Origin of the sequence: Acinetobacter sp. Marseille-Q1618 (genome assembly GCF_902809855.1) — a bacterium.
Lineage (GTDB): Bacteria > Pseudomonadota > Gammaproteobacteria > Pseudomonadales > Moraxellaceae > Acinetobacter.
On the sequence record NZ_CADDWJ010000002.1, the window covers coordinates 322,083 to 345,457 of the forward strand.

Genomic DNA, 23,375 nt, shown 5'->3' on the forward strand with positions numbered 1-23,375 from the left:
GCTTATCCATTTAAAGTTTTTAAACTATTTATTTGTTGTTGTAATATAGCAATCATGTCTGCCCGACTAATAATCCCGACCAATTTTTGTTTTTCCACCACTGGGATATAGTTAAAAGAACGCTCTACAAAATAAGGAATTAAGTCTTGAAGCGGTTGGTTGGGTTGTACTGTCACCACTTTTCTATTCATAATTTGTTTGACTTGATGTTCCCACGAAGTCCGCATATCTGCTGCTCGCTTAAACCAATCCACAACTTCATATAATGCCAACGTACCGACCAATTGGTGCTCTGCATTGGTCACAGGTAAACTCATCAAGTTCATCTGCTTAAATTTATCTAAGGCGTTTTGAATCTCTTCATTTTCAGACAAACTCACAACATCTTTGGTCATAATGTCTTGGCATAAAAACAGATTTACAGCACGTGCATTGGCCTTTTCTTGTGCTTTCAAAATGATTTTTTGTAAATCATAGTCACTAATATCCAAAAGCTCCGTTTGCTGATCTAAAACCTCTTGAATATCATGCGGTTGAATGGTAACTTTTTGGGTAGGTGTTGGGTCTTTGGAGCGTACATTGACTTGCGCTTGTTGTGGGTATTGTTTTCCTATTAAGCGATTAAAAATAATTGCCACGATCATTAATAAAATCGAGTTAAGTAAAACAGGATAAAATACAAACAGATACCCCAACTCATGCAGACTCTCTCCACCTAATACCGCAGTAATTGCCACTGCCCCACTGGGCGGATGCAATGAATCACTACTCATCATGCAAAAGATTGCCAAAGATACTGCGACACTAAAGGCAATGGTCAAATCTGGAATAAATAAATAACAAGTAACTCCCAATATCGCAGCAATCGTATTACCAACCACCATATTCCAAGGTTGTGCTAAAGGACTGGCAGGCACCGCAAAAAGTAACACTGAAGATGCACCCATCGGTGCGATATACCACGCATTAAATCCACCCAAGACATACCAACTGATCAAGGATGAAATCAATAGACCAATCAATGCACCGAAGCCGCATAGAAAACGGTCTTTAAAAGCCAAGACTTTAAAATTTGGTTTAAGCGTATTTAACCATTCAAGTTGTGTATGAAACACGACATTCCCTTGTTGTGATCTGATCAAGAAGTGCTAAATTATACGATGTTGCTTTTATAAGATGTATTTATTATCCATCTTAAATTTATGAGTTTTTCTCATAAATTTAAAGCAAGTTATTCATTTCCTTAAGCAGATAAAAATTGATTAAATCAGCATAATCTTGCATGCTTAAAATATACTCGATTTTTAGCTTACTGATGTCTCGTTATCGTAATAAAACCATTTACCAAGCGTTATTATTGGCACCGATTATTTTACAAGTCTTGGTTGCGGTATCTTTTATCGCTGCAAATTATCATGATGGTATAGATGCTTTTGTCGTGGTGATTCGCATTAATCTGATTATTTATCTGATGTATTGTGTCGTTATTGTGCCATTCGCTTATGCGATTTCTATTGGACTTGCTCGAAAAAATTACCTGAATTTCTTTACCATTATCATGGGCGCATGTTTGATCTGCTTTTTACTCTTAGTCATAGGATATTTGATTTTTATGGGCGGATTGCCTACGCCTTTTTGGAAATTATTTTCAAATCCCATTTTTTATTTTGTGACGGTCTTTGTTGGGGTATGTTACTGGGCAATTTTACTTGGACTTAAACGACGAGATGGTGCTGTAAATAAAGTCAAATCTTAGAAAAAATTAAGGAGATCAAAGATCTCCTTAATTCAAAGTCTTGCCTATATCCGCCTAATTCTGTTATTTATTTACCAAATTATTTACTGCACCCACCCAAGTAAAAGTATTTGGTACATCTGTTAATTGAATGGCTTGTTTTACTTTTAGCGCTTTTAAATCAATTTCTAAAATTTTCTTGGCATGTGTGTCATTGATAAAAATCGTATCTGTATTGGCATTTGCCACTAAACGGCTTTTTAGCAGTTCTTCAGGTACGACATTTTCAATTACTTTCAATTTTGTTTTTACTGTCCATGTCGCAGTATCAATCAGATGCAAAGTGCCTGTACTGTCTAAAATAACCAAAAATTGACCAGATGTATTGAAGACATGTTGTAGGCGTTTGACTGGCGTTTTAGCATCTGCTTCTTTTGCACCTTGCGCCCAATTTAAACTGGTTGCATTCAGGTTTTTAGGATCAATAATAAATAAATCACCTGTTCCTGACGCAAAACCTGCAAATTTAGCTAATTTTTGATGTCCTGCAATGGTGCTAATTCTCTGATCTATCAGTACTTTTTTGTCGATAAATTGATTGCCTTTTTGCTCAACAACCAATACCCCATCCTCACAACCAAAAGCTGCATAGTCGGTATTTGAGTTAGCGCCATGTAATTTATTACATGGATTTTTCAAAGTTTGATCAACATGAAAATGATCTCCATGTAATTCATAACTTTTTACGATACTCAATAAATCTGAATCAGGTGCTAAATAAGTACTCAATACATAGCCACCACGAGGTTCTGCAACACCATGATGTTTTTTAGTAAGGCTTTGTTTAGCAACACTTTGCTTTTCAATATCTTGATCTGTAAATGCTTCAAATTTTGAGCTTTCTGTTTCATTTCCATCATAGAAAATCGTAGCCAAGCCATTAAACGAACGATAATGCGTCGGTGCTGCACCTATTAGTTTATATGCTAAAAGATGTGGATTATCTTTTTGCAATGTATTGTTTTTATTAAAAATACCACCATCAACAAAATTTACAACATTATCTGTGCGTCCAAGTAGAACGGCATAGCGATAAGCTGGACTGCTATACATTGTGGTTGGTACAACTGTGAGTGCGGTGGTATTGATATTTTTATGTTCATTTAAATCATAAACGGACAGCAAAGGTCGGACTGGATCAGCATTTGCAATCACCAAGCGCCCTTGCTGTACTTCTGTCGGTTTTGGTGTTGGTTTTACAGGTTCAGGATTAGAAGATGAATCCGATGACCCGCCCCCACATGCAGTCAACAAAATACTACTTAATGAAATTGCCAATAAATGTTTTGAAGTGAACATTTTTATATCCTAGTGGTTGGTATTATTTAAATTTAAGAAATGTTATAACATAACAATAAAGAAGTCATCATACTTTCTTCATTTTTATGGTGAGATGATTTTTGGAACTGATGCCCGCAGTTTTTGTTATTGCTTAATTTTAAAATATTTTATTAAAAAACAATATCTTTAAAATTAAAACTATCAACGATAGTGCATATAGAACCGATTACTGAATATCTCATCGGCATCATATTTTTCCTTTAAAGCAAAAAACTCATCTGCTTGCGGATAAGCTGAACGCATTTTTTCACGACTGATATGTAAACGATAAGGCAAATAATAGCTGCCTTTATTTTTCAATGCCGCATCCAAAATTTGATTGGTTAATCCTTGCATGTCCTGCTCTTGCTCAGCCGTTTTCTTTTGGTTAAATAAAAACACCAAACCAAATACATCCTCACGGGTATAGTTCATAAAGGCATCTTAATCTTGCTGAATTGCCCGAATGGTAATATTAAGAGTGGATTCCTAATAAACTTTTGAAACTAAAAACAGTATTTATTTTCAATCCAATTTTCATTTTTACAGGATCAACAACTTTTACTTTTTGGCTCTTTTTCAAATGGAATAATTACAAAAATCAATCTAAAACAAAAACATAATCGTATATCATCCATTAGCCTATAAGTTTTAAGAATAAAAGGAGAATAATAAATGGCATATATCATGGTCGATATCGAAGCAGATGGACCTATTCCTGGGGATTACTCGATGATCGCACTTGGAGCTGTGTTGGTTGTGGATGGTTTACACCAACATTTTCATGGTCTACTCAAACCGATTTCAGACAATTACATACCGCAAGCTTTGGCAGTTTCAGGTTTTAGCCGTGAAGAAACCTTAAGCTTTAACAATCCCGAACATGTCATGAAAGACTTTGCCAAATGGATCACCAAAGTCAGCAAAGACCGTCCGATTTTTATCAGTGATAATAATGGTTTTGACTGGATGTTTGTCTGTTGGTACTTTCATCATTTTACAGGCAGCAATCCATTTGGATTTAGCTCGCAAAATTTAGGCAGTTTATATGCAAAATTTAGGCAGTTTATATAAAGGTGTAGTCAAAGATACTTTTCAAAGTTTTAAACATTTGCGTAAAACTGCGCATACGCATCACCCTGTCGATGATGCAAAAGGTAATGCAGAAGCATTATTAGCATTGAAAAAGGATTATGGATTGAAGATTAAGTTTTGATTTTTAATATTTTGAAATCCATCCTATGCTCAACACATAACGTGCTGAACCACTGACTTTTGTTACTGAGTGGATATATAAGTCTGAACGGAATAATTTGATTCGGTTTGTATTTAAAATATGCCTTTCACAAATAAACTCACCCCCAAATTTTGACTTTTTAAGAATGATATTTAAACGGAAATGACGCCCTGATTGAACGCTATCTCGATGCGGTAATATTTCAGAACTCTTTGGAAAACGGAGGAAATAGGCGTCAAATTCGATGCCTAATTTATTGTAAATCAGCAGCATTTTGTCATAGCCTGATTGTTGCCGACCTTTTTGCCAGCGTAGCCATTGCATATTCAATATCATTAATACCTTGTTCATCTTTAAGCATTTTCCATGATCATCTCTGTCAAAAGATCCGATGGTTCATTCAATTTTGTTGCTGTTTCCTTTTCAAATACTTCATCTCCTGGAATCGATAAATAAAACAAAGCATCTTTTAGCTCCGCTTTATATTTTTGTTGTAATATCTCTTTTGCTTTTCTAAAACCTGTCATAAACAACCATAAATTTTTTTCACGTTCTTCTGTATAATCAAAATTATCTTTAAATTTTGGTTCAATTTCTTCGACATAATGTCGTCTCATTTCATTCAAGAAAAGACTAACTACGCCATTATCTATTTCATTAGTTTCGGTTGCAATTTCCCACTCACCCGGAACCCATTTACAATCCCAATCTGCATATTGTTTTTCTTTTTTAGCATTGGTTTGAACTGTTCCCAATGCCAAATAGCCAGTCAAAATATCACTATCTACACATATTACCACACCATAAATAGTGTCATTATTTTCTCTGACTTGCTTTAACAAATAATCAAACTCGTTTAGCAAACCTGTTGTTAAATTATCTACCTGTGCCTCATGCCAATTTTGCATTACTTACATCCTACTTAATTTTCTAATTTGATTTAATTCTGATCACTATGAAAAACAGTATAACTTGATCTATACCCTTTGCCACTCCCCACCAAAATCCTTATACTTAGAACCAATTTTTTCTAATACTTATAGTGGATGCTGCATGAGTCGCGCCATATCGCATATTGATACATTCCAAGGCTTAATTCTTGCCTTACAAAACTACTGGGCTGAACAAGGTTGCGTCGTGTTACAACCTTACGATATGGAAATGGGTGCAGGAACATTCCACACAGCAACTTTCCTTCGTGCGCTTGGACCTGAAACATGGAACGCAGCATACGTTCAGCCTTCACGCCGTCCCAAAGATGGTCGTTATGGTGAAAACCCAAACCGTTTACAGCATTATTACCAGTTCCAAGTGGTACTTAAGCCAAACCCTGACAACATCCAACAGTTGTACTTAGATTCATTAAAAGCGATTGGTATTGATACTTTGGTGCATGATATTCGTTTTGTAGAAGACAACTGGGAGTCTCCAACACTCGGTGCTTGGGGCTTAGGTTGGGAAGTTTGGTTAAATGGTATGGAAGTGACTCAGTTCACTTATTTCCAACAAGTCGGTGGTGTTGAATGCTATCCTGTAACAGGTGAAATCACATACGGTTTAGAGCGTTTAGCCATGTACCTACAAGGTGTAGATTCTGTTTACGATCTTGTTTGGACTAAGGGGCAGTTCGGTACTGTGACCTATGGTGACGTATTCCATCAAAACGAAGTTGAGCAATCGACCTATAACTTTGAATATGCCAACGTTGAAAAAATGTTTGAGCTTTTCGATTTCTATGAAGCTGAAGCAACACGTTTAATGGAAGCTGAACTTCCACTTCCTGCCTATGAACAAGTGATTAAAGCATCACACAGCTTTAACTTGTTAGATGCACGTGGTGCGATTTCAGTGACTGAACGTCAGCGTTACATCTTACGTGTGCGTACTTTGGCACGTTCAATCGCGCAAAGTTATGTGGCGGCTCGTGCGAAACTCGGTTTCCCGATGGCTGAACCACATTTACGTGATGAAGTATTGGCACAGTTAAAGGCACAAGTTGAAAGTGATGCAAAAGCTGAGCAAGTTGAATCTAAGGAGAGCAAATAATGTCTAAACATACAGTATTGTTCGAATTAGGCTGTGAAGAACTTCCACCAAAAAGCTTAAAAACTTTACGTGATGCATTAAAAGCTGAAACTGTAAAAGGTTTAAATGATGCAGGCTTGGCGTTTGACTCAATCGAAGCTTATGCTGCGCCACGTCGTTTGGCTTTAAAAATTGTCAATGTCGATGCTGCACAAGCTGACACACAAAAACGTTTTGATGGTCCTGCAAAACAAGCGGCTTTTGATAGCGACGGCAAACCAACCAAAGCACTTGAAGGCTTTATGCGTGGTCAAGGCATCACGGTTGATCAAGTTTCAACTTTCCAAGCAGGTAAAGTTGAAAAAGTGTGTTATTTAAAAGATGTCAAAGGTCAAAGCCTTGACGTTTTATTGCCACAAATTTTACAAACTGCATTGGATAATTTACCAATTGCGAAACGTATGCGTTCAGCTGCAAGCCGTACTGAATTCGTTCGTCCTGTAAAATGGGTGGTATTGCTCAAAGACAACGATGTGATTGAGGCAACGATTCAAGATCACAAAGCAGGTAATGTAACTTATGGTCATCGTTTCCATGCACCTGAAGCGATTACTTTGACAAATGCAGATGACTATTTAGCAAAATTAAAAGCAGCGCATGTGGTTGCATCTTTTGAAGAACGTCAAGCAATCATCGACCAACAAGTGAAAGCACTTGCGGATGAAGTGAATGCGATTGCGATTGTACCAAGCGATTTACGTGATGAAGTGACAGCATTGGTTGAATGGCCAGTTGCGCTTCGTGCAAGTTTTGAAGAACGCTTCCTTGCTGTGCCACAGGAAGCGTTAATCACCACTATGCAGGATAACCAAAAATATTTCTGTTTGATAAACGCGGACAACAAACTTCAACCTTATTTCATTACCGTTTCAAATATTGAGTCTAAAGATCCGACTCAAATCATTGAAGGGAATGAGAAAGTTGTACGTCCTCGTTTGTCTGATGCTGAATTCTTCTTCTTACAAGATCAAAAGCAACCACTTGCATCTCGTAAAGAGAAATTGGCAAATATGGTCTTCCAAGCACAGTTAGGTACGCTTTGGGACAAATCGGCACGTATTGCTAAATTGGCTGTGGCTTTGTCTGCGATCACTGGTGCAAAACCTGCTGATGCTGAAAAAGCTGCGCTTCTTGCTAAATGTGACTTAACCTCTGAATTGGTGGGTGAATTCCCTGAACTTCAAGGGATTGCAGGCACTTACTACGCACGTCTTGAAGGCGAAAATAATGAAGTTGCGGAAGCTTTAGGTGAGCAATATTTACCTAAATTCGCAGGTGATGTTTTACCAAAAACTAAAACAGGTACAACCATCGCTCTTGCGGATCGTTTAGACACGCTCACAGGTATTTTTGGAATCGGTCAAGCACCTACAGGTTCAAAAGACCCATTTGCATTACGTCGTTCTGCTATTGGTATCTTGCGTTTAGTGACTGAAAATAATCTTGATGTTTCGATTGAAGAGTTGATCAAGCTTGCTTTAACAGCATATGGCGATGTGATCAAAGATCACGCTAAGACTTTGGCGGATGCCGTTGCATTCCTTGAAGGTCGCTATCGTGCCAAGTATGAAGATCAAGGCGTAGAAGTGGATGTAATTCAAGCTGTTCAAGCACTTTCTCCAAAATCTCCTTTAGATTTTGATAAGCGTGTGAATGCGGTAAATCACTTCCGTAACTTGCCTGAAGCTGCTGCGCTTGCTGCTGCGAATAAGCGTGTTGCGAATATCTTGGCAAAAGAAGCTGCACCTACAGGTGAAATCGTTGAGTCTAAATTGGTTGAAGATGCTGAAAAAGCACTTTATACCGAGATTCAAAACCTGCTTCCTGTGGTTCAACCACTTTTGGCTGCGAAAGACTATACAGAAGCACTGTCTAAATTGGCTGCTTTACGTGCGCCAATTGATGCGTTCTTTGATAATGTCATGGTCATGGCGGAAGATGCAGAGTTGAAAGCAAACCGTTTACGCATCCTTGCACAGTTGCGTGGTTTGTTTACAGCTGTGGCGGATATTTCGGTGTTACAGCACTAAGCTAAATATTTGAAATAAAATAGAAACCCTGCTAGAAATAGTGGGGTTTTCTTTTGAGCGATATAAATGAAACTAGTCAAAGTACATGTACAAAATTATCGAAGTATTTTAGATAGTGGGAAATTGAGATTGAAAAAATCAAAACGGTATTAGTTGGTATCAATGAGGCTGGAAAAACAGCACTATTAAAAGCTATTAACAACTTAAATCCAGCAAGTGATATTGAAAAAGTTGACATTTTAAGAGACTTCCCACGTTCTAAATATTCTGAATATGTACAAAATAAATCTGCTGAAGAGTTAAAAAAACACCCCTAGTGAAAGGTTGGTTTGCATTAGAACAATCCGATATAGCAGAAATAGAGACATTACCTAATTTTGTAGACAATCTGATTGATTATAATAATTTTTTATATGTCAGGAATCAAAACTATGATTATTGTTCTCACGATATTCAAAACTTTACCAAAATAACTTTTGGTAATATTAGAAAATCAACACTTCGACTTATAGAAGCATTAAAAATAAACGCAACCTCTCAAGAAATAATTACAGCTATAGAAAATTTTTTAGAAAAAAATAAATATGATGTACTCACTATTTCTGAGCAAGATTCAAAAGAATTTATTCAACTTCTTGAAAAATCAGAATTAAAGATAGATGAGGATAACGATAAAGAAATTAATAGAATCGCTGAACTAACTCAACTAGCTAAGAAAAATATATTTTATGGTGAACTTTTAGGATTTCTAAATAAAAAGCTTCCCAAATTCATATACTTCAATAATTATATAAAAGTTAAACCACTCATACACTTACAGCAATTAGCGGATAGGCAAGAGCGACAAACTATTGATGACAAATATTACGACTATGGAAATTTATCATTACTAAAATTTCTTGGCTACACACCCAGAGAGCTATCAAACTTAGGAGTGGAAAATAATAGTACTGATACTGATGAATTCCGAAAAAAACGAGATGAACGCCAATATAAATTAAATGCATCAAGTATAAGACTCACAAACTCCATCACAGAAATTTGGAATCCTAATAATTCAAAAGATGAAGCATCCCAACTTCGAGTGATTGCCGATGGTCAATATTTAAAAGTTGCAGTAACTGATCGATTAGGAGCCGAAATAGAACTTGATCAAAGATCCGAAGGCTTCCAATGGATGATTTCTTTTTTCATTGTTTTTGAATCACAAGCTGACAATGACTACAAAAACTGCATTCTTTTACTTGATGAACCTGCTACAAGCTTACACGCTTTGAAGCAAAAAGAATTTATTAAAACCATTAGTAAATTAGCTGAAAAGAATCAAACTATTTATACAACTCATTCACCATTTATGATTTCTCAAGATGAGTTAGATTTAGTCAGAATTGTAGAATTAACTGATAGAGCAATTGGTACTAAAGTTAATAATACAATTATTTCTAATGATCCTGCTGCACTTTTCCCTTTACAGGAAGCTCTGGGCTATAACTTAGCTCAAAGCATGTTTACAGCTAAAAAAAATGTACTTTTGGAAGGATTAACAGATTTATGGTATTTGGAAGGTATTAACTCTTTATTTGACAAAAATTTAGATCAAAACATTGCCCTTTTACCTGTTGGTACTTCTGCAAAAATTTCATACTACGCATCCATGCTTAGTAATAATGACCTAAAAACTGTAGCACTTTTAGATTCAGATTCAGCAGGTGATAAAACGGCGCAACAAGAAACAGTAGTACATGCGTTAGGAACTAAAAATATTCTTAGAACTAAAGAATTTTTATCACGTGAAATTAGGAATTCTGAAATTGAAGATATTATACGTGAAACTTTAGCTTCAATTTTCTCTGCTGAATATACTATTCAAATTACTGCTGAGGAATTAGTTTCTGATAAAGCTATTGTTGATATTTTCAAGAAAAAAGATCCAAAATTCTCGAAGTTTAAACTTTCAAAAGCTTTCCTAAATTGGGCTAGAGAACATTCAGCTAAAGATTTAACTCAAGAGGAAATCACCAATTGTGAAAAATTAATAGATATAATAAATCGACGTCTCAAATAAAACTTTTAATTAGAGATGGTTATATGCCATCTCTTTTACTTTGTATGTACATATATTTTTTGCAAATCTCATATACTCAGTTCATCTCAGTAAAACCATGACATAAGCCAATGAATGTAAAAATCATCATCTCTACTATTTTAATCGCTTCATCAATCACCGCTTGCTCAACTACACCTACAAACCCTAACGCCCCTATTGTCCTCGAACAGCACAAAAACATCTCTGCTGAACCAGCGACCAAACACAACCTTGCTCGTTTGATCAAACAAACAGACAACTGTGTGATTGAATTTACTGGCAGCTTTGAAACAGGCAAAGCCACAGAACATTGGATCTTTAAAGGCGATCAACTCATTTCCGCATTTTCAAATGTCGATGCAGAAGTAGAAAAAAAACAAACTATTTTTGATATCCAAGATGCAGAAAAGCTCAAAAACTTTGACTCACTCAAAAAGAACTTTAAAGCAACGAACTTAAAAAAATGCCAATAATAAAAGCTGAACTACTTTTAAATTAAACCTTTGAAGTAGTTCTCTTTTCATTCATGATAAAAATATAAATGATGGGATAAAACCACAAAACTATTCCGATAATACCCACCACAAAAATCACAAAAATTGGAGGTACAACACCTCGAATTTGATCATAGATTTTCATTAAACCTAACGCTACAGTATTATTTAAAAGCCACAGCATTAAAAATAAAAACATATGAGGAACAATGAGATGTATCATTTTCAGGGATAAAAATTTATAAAACTTCACAAAGCAAAAAGTAGGAATAAGATAAATTAACAGGATAATTAACCTCATCATCCAAGTTAAAATTTGATTGCTGAGACTTAAAGGGTATTCCTCACCACACCCACATGCAAAACTTGGTTGTAGAAATATAAAAGCAAAAGTGCATGCCAATAATTTTAAGTATTTAATTTTTATAAAATTTCGTCTGACTACGCTATTCTTGTTGATGTAGACTATATAACAACTTTGTTTTTCCTGTGTATGACTTTGCTAACAAAAGCCATGCATAAGGATTTTTGACAGTATCATGCTGACAAGTGCCAAATTTACCCACGCCTATGAGGGAATGATTAAAATGAAAAGTATTAAAATTTTACCTATTGCAGTTGCCATTTTTGCAACATCTTCCGTTTATGCCCAAACCACCTCAGAAACAAAAACACCACCACCTTATGGTGATAATCCTAATATTTTCAAAGTACTGGCACATAAAACAGGTGAAAAAGTTCAAAATACCGCAGAACGTGTCGGTGCTGCAACTGAACGTGGCATCGAGAAAATCAAACCCAAAGTAGACAACACTTGGGAAGAAGCCAAAACCTATACTGAACAACAAACTGAACGTGCCAAAGTTGGTTTACAAAAAGGTGCGGACAAAGTTGTAGAAACCGCAAGTAACACGCGAGATGTGATTGTTGGAACCAATAAAGGCAGTGTACCTATAGAACGTGGCAGTTTAAGCCAACCTGCGCCTGTAGCAACTGTACTGCCAACCCCAACAACACCTGTGCCAAACAACCCAACTGTGCAAGCAACAACATTACCTGCACCCACAAACACCACAGCAAACGTGATTGATCCAACACAACAAAATGTTGCTGAGCCAGAAGAACCTGAAATTTCACTCAAATCTCTTCCACTGCCACAAGCAACAAAAGATGCAACCAACCCGCCTACAGCAGCTAAAGAAGATATTCCACAATAATGTAAACACGCTTTGGGCTTTGTATAAACTTAAACTAAAGCCCATTGGTTTATGATTCATTTAAACGCTACTTGCCAACGTAGCAAGAGCTACATCAACGCTCAGGACAATGATTTGATTGATGAAATTCTCATCATATTGTAATTTAATGTAAATTAAATACACATTTTAAGAAATACACTTATAAACTAACATATTGAAATTATTAAATTAATATAAATAATAAATATTATTCTATTTAAAATCATCTTTGTAGCTTTGTTGTAGCTAAGCTGTATTGTTTTCATCTCATTTTCACATTTATTAAAAGCATCGTTTTAATATTGCCGCCTTATTATTGGGGTACAATCGGTACTCCTCGCCTTTGAGGAATGTCATTTCATGAAAACCATAAAAACAACGATTATCGCTGCAAGTATTTTGGCTTCTACACCTATTTTTGCTGAGTCTACAGTTGCAGTTTCAATGTCTGAAAAAGAGCAAGTCGCACAGGAACCAAAAATGAAAGCTGATGCGGCTGCAAAGGCTAAAGCAGAAGCTGCCGCTAAAGCCAAAGCACATTCAGACACTGTAAAAGCTGAAGTTTCTGAGGTGAAAGATGCCACTCTAAACACACCTGCTCAAACGAAAGATATCCTTGTTGAAAAAACTGTTACAGCTCAAGAGATTGCAAAAGATAAAATTGCACATGCCAAAGACGTAACAGTTGAAAAAACTACTCAAGCAAAAGATGCTGTGGTCAATAAAACCGTAGAAAGCAAAGATATTGCGAAAGATAAAATTACACATGCCAAAGACGTAACAGTTGAAAAAACTACTCAAGCAAAAGATGCTGTGGTCAATAAAACCGTAGAAAGCAAAGATATTGCGAAAGATAAAATTACACATGCCAAAGATGTAACAGTTGAAAAAACCACTCAAGCAAAAGATGCTGTGGTCAATAAAACTGTAGAAAGCAAAGACATTGCGAAAGATAAAATTACACATGCCAAAGATGTAACAGTTGAAAAAACGACTGAAGCAAAAGATGCTGTGGTAGATTCAACTGCACATGCGAAAGATGTCGTTGTTGAAAAATCTGTAGAAGCAAAAGACTTTGTTGTAGATAAAGCTGAACAAGGTAAAGAGTTTGCAAAAGAACAGTCTGAAAAAACACAAGGTTTCTTCTCTAGAACATGGGAAAAAACTAAAAATTTCTTCCGTGGCGAACCAGCAAAACCTGCTGAACAAGCGACAAAAGCTGGTGCTTAATTTTTAGCAATCTGTTTTGAATGCTTTTAAATCCCTCATATATTGAGGGATTTTTTTATATGCTATCTTGATAAGTACGATATCAATTCACTTGTCGAATCACATTTCCCTGTATAAATGCTTTTAAATTTTCCGTCATTTGACTAACGATCCGTTGCCTAGCATCGACACTGCCCCATGCACTATGTGGGGTAATGATTAGGTTTGGAATATCATCTGCCAATAAAACATTGCCTTGTTTTGGCGGTTCAACCGTCAATACATCGGTCGCTGCGCCTGCGATTTGCCCTTGTCTGAGTGCATTTACCAAAGCAGATTCATTCACAATCCCCCCTCGGGCACAGTTGATCAAAAAAGCTGAATTTTTCATGGCACGTAATTCTGCTTCACCGATCAGGTTTTCTGTTTCTGTGGTCAATGGACAATGCAAAGTTAAAAAGTCGACTTGTGGCAGTAAATCTTGCAATGGCACACGTTCACCATCATGTGGGCGATTCGGCAATGCGCCGATCACCACATTCATATCAAACGCTTTGGCTAATTTTGCAACGGCTTTGCCTAATTCCCCATAGCCAATAATCCCTAAGGTTTTACCTGCTAACTCTATAATCGGAAAATCCAGTAAACAGAAAATCGGAGATTTGTTCCATTCACCTTGCTTTACTGCACGATCATATTGAATTAAAGACGTTGCCAATGCCAACATTAACGCAATGGTATGTTGCGCCACAGCCGAAGTGCCATAGCCCTGACAATTACAGACCACAATGCCCTGCTGTTTGGCTTGTACAAGGTCTACATTATTAGTGCCTGTGGCAGAAATCAGAATTAATTTTAAATGTTTAGCGTGTTGGATATGTTCAGCATTTAATACTACTTTATTGCTGATCACCACATCTACATCTTGAATTCGCTCAAGCACTTGCTCAGGAGCAGTTGAAGAATATCGCTGAAACTCATCAAAATATGACTCTAATTCTTTAAAATCCAAATCATTTTTATCGAGTGATGAATAGTCTAAAAATACACCTTTCATAGCATCCTTGGCTAAAGCAACTGAATAACGCATTTACGTTAGCACAATTCTCTACGCAAAAAACTCTCTAAGTAAAAGATTCTCTGAGCAAAAAGATATTTTGATTTTATTGTGGTAGATCTTCAGCCATGACATACGCATTGTTTTTTAGTGCAAATAAATAACTAATCGCAATCCGATAAGCTTCTTGAATAATTTTTTCAGAAATATAATTCTCTGTGTAATAGCCATGTTTCATACACGTAAAGACCAACTCCATTAAAATCGTCAGTGCATCGGGTTGCTGCGGTACATAACTATCCACTTGAATCATTTCTAAGGCTTTTCGCACACTGGCACTGACTTTTTTCAGTTCAACTTGGTATTCCATATAGGCTTGACGCGTGAATGGTCCACTTAAAATAATCAAACTCGCTACTTCAGATTCATTAAAAAAATCTGCGGTGGTTCTGATCATACTAGCAGACAGTTTTTTACCATATTCATCAATGCTGGCTTTCGGATTTTCAGTGAGAACCCCGATTGCAGCTTGCCCAATTCTTGTCACAAGCACATTTAAATGCATCAATGCGATGTGACGGAGCAAGTCATATTTTGTAGGAAAAAACTGATAAATACTGGTACGTGGAATACCTGCTGCATTGGCAATTTCAGGAATCGAAATACGCTCAATCCCGACTGCTAACAAAAGCTCTTGCGTGGTTTGAATCACCATCTGCATACGCTTTTGTGTCCGTTCTTGTTTTGGCTGTGCCGCTTTTTTTCTTATTTTTTTGAGAACAGAAGTCGCCTGTACCTTAATCATGTTTTACCCTTATTTATATTGCATTTTTTAATATCAACCACTCAATGCCTGATATACAAAGTCTTTCCCTGACTGCGTTGGTCTATGTCAGACCATGATTTATTTTTTCATTGCGAACTTATTGAAATTAAAATAAGAATTTGAATGAATATTCTTGAATATAGCACAGTATTTTAGTGATAAAAATTTTTCCTGATCATCCTCTCTAAATTTGTTTTTTATCGCACTTGATCTATATTTAAACTTTAAATTTTGAGGTTATTTGTAAATGTTCCATTTGCATTATTTTCCAAAACTTCAATCTCAGCTTACTGGTGGTTTGCTGATTGTAGTTAGTCACTTGTGCTATGCAGACACTACATTGCAAACATTTGAAAATATTGAACAATACCCTTCTACTGAAGGCAACTCTTTACGACTAGCCAAACTAAAACAAGGCTGTAAAATCGAAGCACAATTTTATGGCGAACTTGGTCGAATCAAAGAAAACTATCTGTTTCAACAACGGCAGTTAAATTATGTTGCACGTTATGAATACACCTATTCTGATGGTGGCTTAAGTAATTTATCTGACAATCAAGGCAAGTTCAAAACCCAACAAAAACGAATTGAACTTGACCCAGAAGCTGCGAAAACACGGGCTGATTTTCAGGAATATCTCAGCTTATTTTCACGCACTGCATTAAAAAAATGCCATTAAACCACAGTAAATTTTTCAGTATCTTGCACACTTTCAGCATCAAAATAGCAATTGCCTAATGCATCACAACGCATATATAAATTTTTATAGCTCAATATATAAAAATCTGGACATTTTTTAATGACAATTGGATTCATGTCCATCGACAATGCATCTTCACGCTTAAACAGTTTGGTGACACGGCGGTCATTCATACAGATCAAATAGGTCTGTTTCTTCACTTCGATTTCCACCAAGCCACTGCTTTCAACATTCAATGGAATAATGTATTTTCCATTTACATCAATAACTTGCTGATTATAACTTTCCAGCTTTTGGGTAATCACATTAAAGACAATGATATTACCAAAGCAGTCTTGCAGTTGAGTTTTTTCTTCAAAAGCTAAGTTGACCTGAATGCCCAATTTTTGTAAGTCTTGTTCATCGACACGTTTATTGGTCAGTAAAATACGGGTAATGGTTTGCTTTAAATTGGCATCAAAAAAAGTACTATCCAGTTGTAAATCGATACCTTTTAAAATTTTGCCTAACGCTTCGTTATGTGTGCCAAGCAAATGCGCAATCACACTACGATAGTAAAATTTGCTGTTCTTTTTGACTTCACGAATTTGCTTATAAAAGTATGTCTGATCATAAGGATGTTCAATAAAATCATGCAATAACGCTGAGTTTGCCAACACGGCAATCGCATCATGTCCTGTATAGGGCAAATGCAAGGTATGTAACTGGGGAATCAGGGGTTTAATTTTTAAATAATGCTCTTTGTCATTTTCAAAATACGGATCATAGACAACGATGTATTCACAATCTGCCACAATATCTTGTGCTTGAATACGCATATCTGCATTTAAAGTTGCATCATAGAAGTCAGTATAACGTTTGTCTTCCACTTCGTTTGGATCAATAGAATATTGCGGTACCATTGCCACGACACGGGTCATCTGCAAAGGTTTTGAATATTTAATTGCAGCATAGCCACCCATCGAACCGCCATAACCGACAATTTTTTGAAATTGTTTTAAAATCGGTTGTAACTGTGCCAATAAAGCCAACATGCTGGATGCAGGAAACCATGACTTTTGTTTTGGCATGATACCAACCATGCTATAGTCATATTTCATTAATGATTTTTCAGCATTAATGGACAAACCTTTGGCACGTGTAATCAAATCACCAAATGACAATACCAAAGTGTCAGTGGTGCCTTGTAAATAAATTGCGCGAATATGATCGTCTTCAAAAATGATTTGCTTGTCCATTGCAATACCGAAAAACGGCTCTCTTATCTTTCGTTAAAATTAAATAAATAGATAACTTGCCTATTCATCGTATCAGGTGTCATATTTTATCGTGTCTGCACAGATAAAAAAGCGCAAAATATGACACAATCTTTACATCCTGCCGCACAAAAAGGTTTTAGCTCTGCCGCTGAACTATATCAACAAGTTCGCCCAAATTATCCCTCTGAAATCATTAATTGGCTAATAGATGAACTGAAATTACAAAGCAACGCCATAGCTGTCGATCTAGGTGCAGGAACAGGCAAATTTTTACCTTATCTCCAGCAAGCCACTCCGCATATTATTGCGGTTGAACCTGTTGCAGAAATGCTCAAGCAATTGCAGATGCAATATCCTCATGTCAAAACCTTACAAAATAAAAGCGACCAAATCGACCTCGCCTCACAAAGTGTTGATGCGGTGTTATGTGCTCAATCTTTTCATTGGTTTGCCAATATCGACACCCTGAATGAGATTGACCAAATCCTTAAACCTGAGGGACATTTAGGCTTAGTTTGGAATCAACGTGATGAGAGTGTGCCGTGGGTCAAAGCCTTAGCAGATTTAATCACACCTTTTGAGGGTGATACACCACGTTTTCATAATGGACAATGGAAACAGGTATTTGAACATCAGTTTTTGTTTGAGTTTGTCAGTCTACAATTATTTTCACAAATACAAACAGGAACGGTTGAAAATGTAGTAAGTAAACGGTTATTGTCTACAAGCTTTATTGCTGCAATGCCTCCCACACAGCAGCAACACTTAAAACAGCAATTTGAGCAAATCGTTTTTGAACATACAGGTAAGCGTGCGCATGATGTGATTGATTTTCCTTACATCACTTATGCTTACCACTTCCAAAAATTAAAACCATAAAATGTGAAGGAGCTTCATCTTTATGCGTCTATTATTTCGTCCTTTGACATATATTACTGTATTGACCAGTGTTGCTTTGTTCAGTGCATGTTCTTCCCAAAATGACAGTAAGCCTGAGGAAAAGACCGAAAAAAGTTCTGAGGCGGTGATGAAAGAGCTGAAAACCAAGCCGATTCAAAATTTTCCAAGCACACCACAAGATGCAGCCGATATTACTTTACTGGACGAGTATCAAGAAAAATTTGATGCTATGAATGAAGCACTTGAAGCTGATCTAGAAAAAATGGATAAAGAAGGAACCTTAACAGCCGAAATCGACCAACAACGTAAACGTGACAGCATCCAATCTGCTTTAAATATGTTGAAAGAATTAGATTTAAAGACTGAACAAGGACGTTATATCCAAGGTTTACTTTATCAATACTGGGAAAACCAAGCCAAAGCTTTTGACAGCAAAACTGCAACAGATGCTCAGGATAATAATCCTACTGAATCTGTACGTGGAATGAGTGACTTACTCACTGCGGAAGCGCAATTGGATAATTGGAAAACCAAGACTACAAAATAAGTTTGAAAGTTTTAAGCAAAGATTGCAATTTATTCATCCAATCTTTGCTCATTTTAAACATTACATATCGCCAGCTTAATATTAAGAAATCCGAATACGACATTGCCATTGCTGATCAGGTTGCTTGCTGGATTCCCACGGACGTATATGTACCAACTCAATATAATCATGTCCTGCTTTTAATGCGGTAAAACGGAAAACTTTGGTACCACCCACCCCAACAGCCCCTTCTTCGGCTTCATTTTGTAAATAAGTTTCTTCGAGCTCAAAATTCTTTAAAGGTTGTAACAATTGCCATTGATAGCCTGTACTTGGATTTTCAGGTGCAGAAAATTCAACAATTTCCCCCACTTTCATTTCCATCAATGCAGGACAATGTTGCTTCACTGAATATTGATGTGTTTTACCATCAATTGTGGGGCTACTGCTTTGACATCCAGTTAAAATCATCCCCATCAGCAAAGCTGCCACCGAAAAAAAACCTTTCATGAACTTAACTCTTTCTTATACAACCGCTATTATTTTCAGCTTAATACCATAGCATTTTTAAAGAATAGCTTAAACTTTCAACAACATACTTTTTTCATTTCAATATTGCTTATTTCACTACATGATAAATACGTAATAAATAAGCGAAATAAGCAATCGATTTTAAATGTTTTGTTTCTCAACCCATTGGATCGAATCGACACGAATCAATTTACAAGCTCCATCGCCAACCCCATTCCAATCTAGTGCAGACTTCCACACCAAATCTTTATCATTGATTTGCACCAAATCACCAGTTAAACGTACCAAATCCCCTCGTTTGACCTTTTTGATTTGTTGCGCAATTTTCGGATTGGCAGGAATGATGTGCATATTGCTCACCATTTGTGTTGCCAATTTTGGCGGTACAGGCGGACGTGCCATTTTCCAGTTCAAAAATCGATCATATTGATTAATCGAGATTTGGCGTGCAATTTCAGGTTCAGTAAAAATACCGCGTGTCACTGCATAGTCGATTGGGGAAAATTTCGCTTGTTCATCATCACGATACTCTTTCGAGCCTAAAATTCGAAACTCCCCATGAAATGGCTCAAGTACTGAAATTTTTTGATCTTTAATAATCGGAGCTAAACCATTGGCAATATTATATTCCGCAGATTGCGACGCATTGACTTGAAATGCACAAAATGCCAATGCCACAGCACATAATAAATTTCGTGTCATCTATGCCTCCTACGTCACGATTGACTTCAACTATAAAGCAGTATCTCCGATGAAAATTAAAATAAAATCGATTTTGGGTAACAAAATATAGAAATTTCGTGGCTTTTTTGTCTTCTCATTATTCTAATATTTTCGTTAGAATATTTTTGAATAAATAAAACTGCGACAAAATGATGATTTATAAATTTTATCAACAACGGATATTTCCGCATTTACTTAATCAAGTCATGAAAACACCAAGCATGATGCAAGCGCGGGCAGAACTATTAAGGAAAGTACATGGAAGTGCACTAGAAATTGGTTTTGGTACAGGATTAAATTTACCTTTTTATCAGGTTGAAGAACTGATTGCTTTAGAACCAAACGCCGATATTTATCAACTGGCACAAAAAAATGTTTTTCATGCACCTTTTCGAGTGCAGCATATTCAAGCCAGTGCAGAAAAGCTACCTTTTGCAGACAATTCTTTGGACAATATCGTGAGTACATGGACGATGTGTAGCATTGCCAATTTAGAACAAGCTTTAGCTGAAATTCATCGGGTTTTAAAACCTGAGGGCACGCTACATTTGGTAGAACATGTGCAATATCATGACAATGAAAAGCTCAAAAAACTGCAAAATATTTTAACCCCTGTGCAAAAAGTCATTGCAGATGGCTGTCATTTAAATCGCAATATTGAGCTATATTTGTCGAATGCCAATTTTAAGTTTTTAGAAAAATATTATTTTGATGCAGATGATTTACCGAAGGTGGGACGACGTATGTTTATGGCACGTGTCCAAAAAGTCTAGATCGATTTGCATACCTCTACTCATCAAAATCAATCCGAATCGTTTCAAAACGCACTCGCCCCTCACGAATCGCTTGGGCAATCGCTTGTTGTCCTTTGCTCAAGCGTGCGCCCCCACTCTTAATATCAATTAAAACAATTTCAATACCTTCAGCAGCACCGCCATCATCACGGAACTCGGTATAACCATCAAAAACGATATAATCAATGGGATCACCTAAAAATTTGGCATCATTGGGTAAGTATTGAAACTGCGGCATAATCGGTGCAAGTTGCTCTGCCATTTTGCCTTTTAACACTGCACGACTGGTATTTACACTGCGTTTTTTTGCAGCAACCAAGGCTTGTTGATGTTCTAACTCTAATTCAGCAATATAACGTTCATATTCTGCTTTGATTTTGCCATTGCGCGTGCTTGATAACACCAATGTCGTTAAAACAATGCCTATACATGCCCCAATCAGCATTGCCATCCACAGCGACATAAATTTTTCCTAAATTCAATCCGTTTTTACACTGTTTTCAATGTAAACAACTCTAAGACTTTTGTCATCTGTAACCTATGACTTAAAAAATAATGCTAAGCTAGAAAAAGGACGGGCTGGAACAATCAATGAACAACGATGAAAACAATTCTCATTGCAAATCAAAAAGGTGGCTGTGGAAAAACCATTACCGCAATTACACTTGCTGCGGCATTGGCGCAAAAAGGATATAGTGTGGCACTTGCCGATGCCGACAATCAAAAATCCGCTTTGCAGTGGTTAAAACAACGACCAAGTGATGCCAATGATATTCAAAGTTTAGATTGGCGACATGAAAAATCGATCGGTGATGCACCTAAAAATTTAGAATATTTAATTATTGATGCACCTGGCGCACTGACTGGTGCACATGCAGAGCAATTGATCAGTGAATGTCATGCGATCGTCACACCTTTACAGCCCTCTTTTTTCGATATCGACAGCACCAAACGTTTTTTAAAACATATTCAAGAAATTAAACGTATCCGTAAAGGTAAAGTTGAAATCTTATTATTGGCAAATCGAGTGAAAGCCAATAGTTCAAGCTCTAAAGACATTCAACAATTTTTTGAAAAAATAGAACAACAACCTATTGCATGGATTTCAGAACGCAGTGCTTATGGGCAACTGGCGATGCAAGGTTTATCTATCTTTGATAAGCATCAAAAAAACTTTGTCCAAATCCAAATGCAGTGGCAACCGTTGCTAGATGCTTTGATTGATGACCCGAGTGATTGGTTTTAAGCACACTGTTAAAAAATGATAAATAGCGCATGCTTTTACATTGCCTGCCGCTATTTTTCAGTTAATATGAATGCCTCGATAATTAATTTAATTTGAGAAATTAGTGTCTGACTTCACTTCTACATTACAGCGTGTTTTATTATTTGGCTTATTATTTATCCTGATTTTTTTGGGATTTGATATTATCAAATACTTCATTGTCCCTGTACTTTGGGCGTGTATTATCGCCTATATGACATGGCCATTGTATAAACGCATTTTAATAATGTGTGGTGAGCATCGTCCGACATTAAGTTCATCTATCATGATCACCATGGTAGTCCTAATCATTGGTATTCCTTTGATTTTTGGTATTTTCATGCTGCAACATGAAGGTCGCAATTTATATTTTGATTTACAACGCCAATTGGCTTCAGGACATCTCAATGTTCCTGATTTTTTGCGTCAACTGCCGATCATTGGCAAAGAAATTTCGCGTATCGTACATGAGATCAATCAAAATCCGAGCAGTATTTCTCAAAATATCGGCATATGGATTCAGGGACATTTAAATTACGGTAAATTTGTTCTGAGTGAAATTTCCAAGAACCTTGTCAAACTGTGTTTTGCGATTATGTCTTTGTTTTTCTTTTATCGTGATGGACAAACCATTTTACATCAAGTCAGCAAAGCTTTAGAAATGGTGATCGGTCCTCGTGTGCATCATTATCTGGATACGATTTCAGAAACCACACGAGCTGTAGTCTATGGCGTGGGCTTAACGGCTGTTGCACAATCTTTGCTAGCAGGTGTGAGTTATTTTGTTGCAGGTGCGCCTAATCCAATGGTACTCACCATTGTGACTTTTTTAATGGCACTCATTCCATTTGGCCCACCACTTGCCTATGGCGCGGTATCGCTGTGGTTATTCTCTAAAGGCATGACCATAGAAGCGATTGGGGTGATGGCTTGGGGTGTTTGTATCGTCAGTACAGCAGATAATGTGATTCGTCCATTGGTCATTTCAGGTGCAACCCAGATTCCATTTTTACTGATCATGTTTGGTGTTTTGGGTGGTTTAGCCAGCTTTGGTTTAGTTGGTTTATTTATTGGCCCTGTGATTTTAGCGATTCTTTTAGCAATCTGGCGTGAATGGTTACATGAAACTGTAACTGCTGAACAAATGCCGAAAACTACGATGGCTTATGATATTGAGGACAATGATTTTACTGCACCAAAGTAAACTATTTTGTTAATAAATTTTTACATTCAAACACTTATTCGCAACTGCGCCAGACGTTTTTGAATGTTTGAATAGCCAAATATACAACAAAATATAG

26 protein-coding genes are annotated in these 23,375 nt (G+C 36.6%); 15 read left to right on the forward strand and 11 right to left on the reverse strand.

What is annotated here, in order from left to right; translation table 11 throughout:
• Nucleotides 1-2 precede the first annotated feature (2 nt).
• On the reverse strand, nt 3-1,115 hold the full coding sequence (locus HUS24_RS08715) for an HPP family protein (RefSeq protein WP_173911684.1): 1,113 nt from the start codon (nt 1,113-1,115) through the stop codon (nt 3-5).
• 167 nt (nt 1,116-1,282) lie between these two features.
• Here HUS24_RS08715 and HUS24_RS08720 point away from each other — a divergent pair, with 167 nt between their 5' ends.
• Nucleotides 1,283-1,756: a hypothetical protein gene (locus HUS24_RS08720; RefSeq protein ID WP_173911685.1), complete on the forward strand. Its 474-nt coding sequence runs from the start codon at nt 1,283-1,285 to the stop codon at nt 1,754-1,756.
• Nucleotides 1,757-1,819: 63 nt separating this feature from the next.
• Here HUS24_RS08720 and HUS24_RS08725 read toward each other — a convergent pair whose 3' ends face one another.
• The gene (locus HUS24_RS08725) at nt 1,820-3,094 is read right to left on the reverse strand and encodes a hypothetical protein (protein ID WP_173911686.1); all 1,275 of its coding nucleotides are present in this window, start codon (nt 3,092-3,094) and stop codon (nt 1,820-1,822) included.
• A 183-nt stretch (nt 3,095-3,277) separates the two neighbouring features.
• Nucleotides 3,278-3,550: a hypothetical protein gene (locus HUS24_RS08730; protein ID WP_254433833.1), complete on the reverse strand. Its 273-nt coding sequence runs from the start codon at nt 3,548-3,550 to the stop codon at nt 3,278-3,280.
• Nucleotides 3,551-3,790: 240 nt separating this feature from the next.
• On the opposite strand from HUS24_RS08730, the gene HUS24_RS08735 reads away from it, so the two are divergent.
• Together HUS24_RS08735 and HUS24_RS17035 are read left to right on the forward strand one after the other, a co-directional pair.
• Nucleotides 3,791-4,189, forward strand: a complete 399-nt coding sequence (locus HUS24_RS08735; protein ID WP_254433834.1) for an exonuclease — start codon at nt 3,791-3,793, stop codon at nt 4,187-4,189.
• Complete coding sequence (locus HUS24_RS17035; protein WP_254433835.1) at nt 4,164-4,331, forward strand: hypothetical protein; 168 nt, start codon at nt 4,164-4,166, stop codon at nt 4,329-4,331. The genes HUS24_RS08735 and HUS24_RS17035 overlap by 26 nt, the downstream gene beginning before the upstream one ends.
• 3 nt (nt 4,332-4,334) lie before the next feature.
• Here HUS24_RS17035 and HUS24_RS08740 read toward each other — a convergent pair whose 3' ends face one another.
• Both HUS24_RS08740 and HUS24_RS08745 read right to left on the reverse strand, forming a co-directional pair.
• Nucleotides 4,335-4,676, reverse strand: coding sequence for a 2OG-Fe(II) oxygenase (locus tag HUS24_RS08740; RefSeq protein ID WP_254433836.1), 342 nt, complete (start codon nt 4,674-4,676; stop codon nt 4,335-4,337).
• A 29-nt stretch (nt 4,677-4,705) separates the two neighbouring features.
• A complete protein-coding gene (locus HUS24_RS08745) occupies nt 4,706-5,260 on the reverse strand; it encodes a DUF4303 domain-containing protein (RefSeq protein ID WP_173911688.1) in 555 nt (184 codons plus the stop codon).
• Between the two features lie 145 nt (nt 5,261-5,405).
• On the opposite strand from HUS24_RS08745, the gene glyQ reads away from it, so the two are divergent.
• The 6 genes from glyQ (at nt 5,406) to HUS24_RS08775 (ending at nt 13,515) form a co-directional block, all read left to right on the forward strand.
• The gene (glyQ, locus tag HUS24_RS08750) at nt 5,406-6,398 is read left to right on the forward strand and encodes a glycine--tRNA ligase subunit alpha (protein WP_173911689.1); all 993 of its coding nucleotides are present in this window, start codon (nt 5,406-5,408) and stop codon (nt 6,396-6,398) included.
• Complete coding sequence (gene glyS, locus HUS24_RS08755; protein WP_173911690.1) at nt 6,398-8,467, forward strand: glycine--tRNA ligase subunit beta; 2,070 nt, start codon at nt 6,398-6,400, stop codon at nt 8,465-8,467. The genes glyQ and glyS overlap by 1 nt, the downstream gene beginning before the upstream one ends.
• Before the next feature lie 316 nt (nt 8,468-8,783).
• Nucleotides 8,784-10,532 (forward strand): AAA family ATPase, encoded by a 1,749-nt coding sequence (locus HUS24_RS08760; protein WP_254433837.1) that lies wholly within the window; start codon nt 8,784-8,786, stop codon nt 10,530-10,532.
• A 110-nt stretch (nt 10,533-10,642) separates the two neighbouring features.
• Nucleotides 10,643-11,026 (forward strand): hypothetical protein, encoded by a 384-nt coding sequence (locus HUS24_RS08765; RefSeq protein WP_173911691.1) that lies wholly within the window; start codon nt 10,643-10,645, stop codon nt 11,024-11,026.
• Between the two features lie 608 nt (nt 11,027-11,634).
• Nucleotides 11,635-12,264 carry a hypothetical protein gene (locus HUS24_RS08770; protein ID WP_173911692.1) on the forward strand — a complete coding sequence of 210 codons (630 nt, stop codon included), beginning with the start codon at nt 11,635-11,637 and terminating at the stop codon, nt 12,262-12,264.
• Nucleotides 12,265-12,645: 381 nt separating this feature from the next.
• Complete coding sequence (locus tag HUS24_RS08775) at nt 12,646-13,515, forward strand: hypothetical protein (protein WP_173911693.1); 870 nt, start codon at nt 12,646-12,648, stop codon at nt 13,513-13,515.
• An 82-nt stretch (nt 13,516-13,597) separates the two neighbouring features.
• On the opposite strand, the gene HUS24_RS08780 is transcribed toward HUS24_RS08775, so the two are convergent.
• Nucleotides 13,598-14,551 (reverse strand): 2-hydroxyacid dehydrogenase, encoded by a 954-nt coding sequence (locus HUS24_RS08780; protein WP_173912523.1) that lies wholly within the window; start codon nt 14,549-14,551, stop codon nt 13,598-13,600.
• Between the two features lie 106 nt (nt 14,552-14,657).
• The gene (locus tag HUS24_RS08785; protein ID WP_173911694.1) at nt 14,658-15,356 is read right to left on the reverse strand and encodes a TetR/AcrR family transcriptional regulator; all 699 of its coding nucleotides are present in this window, start codon (nt 15,354-15,356) and stop codon (nt 14,658-14,660) included.
• Between the two features lie 268 nt (nt 15,357-15,624).
• On the opposite strand from HUS24_RS08785, the gene HUS24_RS08790 reads away from it, so the two are divergent.
• A complete protein-coding gene (locus HUS24_RS08790; RefSeq protein ID WP_173911695.1) occupies nt 15,625-16,056 on the forward strand; it encodes a hypothetical protein in 432 nt (143 codons plus the stop codon).
• On the opposite strand, the gene HUS24_RS08795 is transcribed toward HUS24_RS08790, so the two are convergent.
• Nucleotides 16,053-17,315, reverse strand: coding sequence for a hypothetical protein (locus HUS24_RS08795; protein ID WP_173911696.1), 1,263 nt, complete (start codon nt 17,313-17,315; stop codon nt 16,053-16,055). The genes HUS24_RS08790 and HUS24_RS08795 overlap by 4 nt on opposite strands.
• Before the next feature lie 120 nt (nt 17,316-17,435).
• On the opposite strand from HUS24_RS08795, the gene HUS24_RS08800 reads away from it, so the two are divergent.
• Together HUS24_RS08800 and HUS24_RS08805 are read left to right on the forward strand one after the other, a co-directional pair.
• Nucleotides 17,436-18,215 (forward strand): class I SAM-dependent methyltransferase, encoded by a 780-nt coding sequence (locus HUS24_RS08800; protein WP_173911697.1) that lies wholly within the window; start codon nt 17,436-17,438, stop codon nt 18,213-18,215.
• Between the two features lie 22 nt (nt 18,216-18,237).
• The gene (locus HUS24_RS08805) at nt 18,238-18,783 is read left to right on the forward strand and encodes a hypothetical protein (RefSeq protein ID WP_173911698.1); all 546 of its coding nucleotides are present in this window, start codon (nt 18,238-18,240) and stop codon (nt 18,781-18,783) included.
• A gap of 81 nt (nt 18,784-18,864) precedes the next feature.
• Here HUS24_RS08805 and HUS24_RS08810 read toward each other — a convergent pair whose 3' ends face one another.
• Nucleotides 18,865-19,272: a protease inhibitor I42 family protein gene (locus tag HUS24_RS08810; protein ID WP_173911699.1), complete on the reverse strand. Its 408-nt coding sequence runs from the start codon at nt 19,270-19,272 to the stop codon at nt 18,865-18,867.
• Nucleotides 19,273-19,434: 162 nt separating this feature from the next.
• Nucleotides 19,435-19,995 carry a hypothetical protein gene (locus HUS24_RS08815; protein WP_173911700.1) on the reverse strand — a complete coding sequence of 187 codons (561 nt, stop codon included), beginning with the start codon at nt 19,993-19,995 and terminating at the stop codon, nt 19,435-19,437.
• A 173-nt stretch (nt 19,996-20,168) separates the two neighbouring features.
• Here HUS24_RS08815 and HUS24_RS08820 point away from each other — a divergent pair, with 173 nt between their 5' ends.
• Nucleotides 20,169-20,789, forward strand: coding sequence for a class I SAM-dependent methyltransferase (locus HUS24_RS08820; protein ID WP_173912524.1), 621 nt, complete (start codon nt 20,169-20,171; stop codon nt 20,787-20,789).
• Between the two features lie 16 nt (nt 20,790-20,805).
• Here HUS24_RS08820 and HUS24_RS08825 read toward each other — a convergent pair whose 3' ends face one another.
• A complete protein-coding gene (locus tag HUS24_RS08825; RefSeq protein ID WP_173911701.1) occupies nt 20,806-21,273 on the reverse strand; it encodes a Holliday junction resolvase-like protein in 468 nt (155 codons plus the stop codon).
• 138 nt (nt 21,274-21,411) lie between these two features.
• On the opposite strand from HUS24_RS08825, the gene HUS24_RS08830 reads away from it, so the two are divergent.
• Entirely contained in the window at nt 21,412-22,056 is a 645-nt protein-coding gene (locus tag HUS24_RS08830) for a ParA family protein (RefSeq protein WP_173911702.1), read from the forward strand.
• A gap of 103 nt (nt 22,057-22,159) precedes the next feature.
• The gene (locus tag HUS24_RS08835; RefSeq protein WP_173911703.1) at nt 22,160-23,278 is read left to right on the forward strand and encodes an AI-2E family transporter; all 1,119 of its coding nucleotides are present in this window, start codon (nt 22,160-22,162) and stop codon (nt 23,276-23,278) included.
• The last annotated feature ends 97 nt before the right edge of the window (nt 23,279-23,375 follow it).

What these genes read in the sequence shown, in the direction of transcription:
- HUS24_RS08720 (WP_173911685.1), top strand. Translation starts at nt 1,283, where the DNA reads ATGCTTAAAATATACTCGATTTTTAGCTTACTGATGTCTCGTTATCGT.
- HUS24_RS08725 (WP_173911686.1), bottom strand. Translation starts at nt 3,094, where the DNA reads ATGTTCACTTCAAAACATTTATTGGCAATTTCATTAAGTAGTATTTTG.
- HUS24_RS08730 (WP_254433833.1), bottom strand. Translation starts at nt 3,550, where the DNA reads ATGAACTATACCCGTGAGGATGTATTTGGTTTGGTGTTTTTATTTAAC.
- HUS24_RS08735 (WP_254433834.1), top strand. Translation starts at nt 3,791, where the DNA reads ATGGCATATATCATGGTCGATATCGAAGCAGATGGACCTATTCCTGGG.
- HUS24_RS17035 (WP_254433835.1), top strand. Translation starts at nt 4,164, where the DNA reads ATGCAAAATTTAGGCAGTTTATATAAAGGTGTAGTCAAAGATACTTTT.
- HUS24_RS08740 (WP_254433836.1), bottom strand. Translation starts at nt 4,676, where the DNA reads ATGCAATGGCTACGCTGGCAAAAAGGTCGGCAACAATCAGGCTATGAC.
- HUS24_RS08745 (WP_173911688.1), bottom strand. Translation starts at nt 5,260, where the DNA reads ATGCAAAATTGGCATGAGGCACAGGTAGATAATTTAACAACAGGTTTG.
- glyQ (WP_173911689.1), top strand. Translation starts at nt 5,406, where the DNA reads ATGAGTCGCGCCATATCGCATATTGATACATTCCAAGGCTTAATTCTT.
- glyS (WP_173911690.1), top strand. Translation starts at nt 6,398, where the DNA reads ATGTCTAAACATACAGTATTGTTCGAATTAGGCTGTGAAGAACTTCCA.
- HUS24_RS08765 (WP_173911691.1), top strand. Translation starts at nt 10,643, where the DNA reads ATGAATGTAAAAATCATCATCTCTACTATTTTAATCGCTTCATCAATC.
- HUS24_RS08770 (WP_173911692.1), top strand. Translation starts at nt 11,635, where the DNA reads ATGAAAAGTATTAAAATTTTACCTATTGCAGTTGCCATTTTTGCAACA.
- HUS24_RS08775 (WP_173911693.1), top strand. Translation starts at nt 12,646, where the DNA reads ATGAAAACCATAAAAACAACGATTATCGCTGCAAGTATTTTGGCTTCT.
- HUS24_RS08780 (WP_173912523.1), bottom strand. Translation starts at nt 14,551, where the DNA reads ATGAAAGGTGTATTTTTAGACTATTCATCACTCGATAAAAATGATTTG.
- HUS24_RS08785 (WP_173911694.1), bottom strand. Translation starts at nt 15,356, where the DNA reads ATGATTAAGGTACAGGCGACTTCTGTTCTCAAAAAAATAAGAAAAAAA.
- HUS24_RS08790 (WP_173911695.1), top strand. Translation starts at nt 15,625, where the DNA reads ATGTTCCATTTGCATTATTTTCCAAAACTTCAATCTCAGCTTACTGGT.
- HUS24_RS08795 (WP_173911696.1), bottom strand. Translation starts at nt 17,315, where the DNA reads ATGGACAAGCAAATCATTTTTGAAGACGATCATATTCGCGCAATTTAT.
- HUS24_RS08800 (WP_173911697.1), top strand. Translation starts at nt 17,436, where the DNA reads ATGACACAATCTTTACATCCTGCCGCACAAAAAGGTTTTAGCTCTGCC.
- HUS24_RS08805 (WP_173911698.1), top strand. Translation starts at nt 18,238, where the DNA reads ATGCGTCTATTATTTCGTCCTTTGACATATATTACTGTATTGACCAGT.
- HUS24_RS08810 (WP_173911699.1), bottom strand. Translation starts at nt 19,272, where the DNA reads ATGAAAGGTTTTTTTTCGGTGGCAGCTTTGCTGATGGGGATGATTTTA.
- HUS24_RS08815 (WP_173911700.1), bottom strand. Translation starts at nt 19,995, where the DNA reads ATGACACGAAATTTATTATGTGCTGTGGCATTGGCATTTTGTGCATTT.
- HUS24_RS08820 (WP_173912524.1), top strand. Translation starts at nt 20,169, where the DNA reads ATGATTTATAAATTTTATCAACAACGGATATTTCCGCATTTACTTAAT.
- HUS24_RS08825 (WP_173911701.1), bottom strand. Translation starts at nt 21,273, where the DNA reads ATGTCGCTGTGGATGGCAATGCTGATTGGGGCATGTATAGGCATTGTT.
- HUS24_RS08830 (WP_173911702.1), top strand. Translation starts at nt 21,412, where the DNA reads ATGAAAACAATTCTCATTGCAAATCAAAAAGGTGGCTGTGGAAAAACC.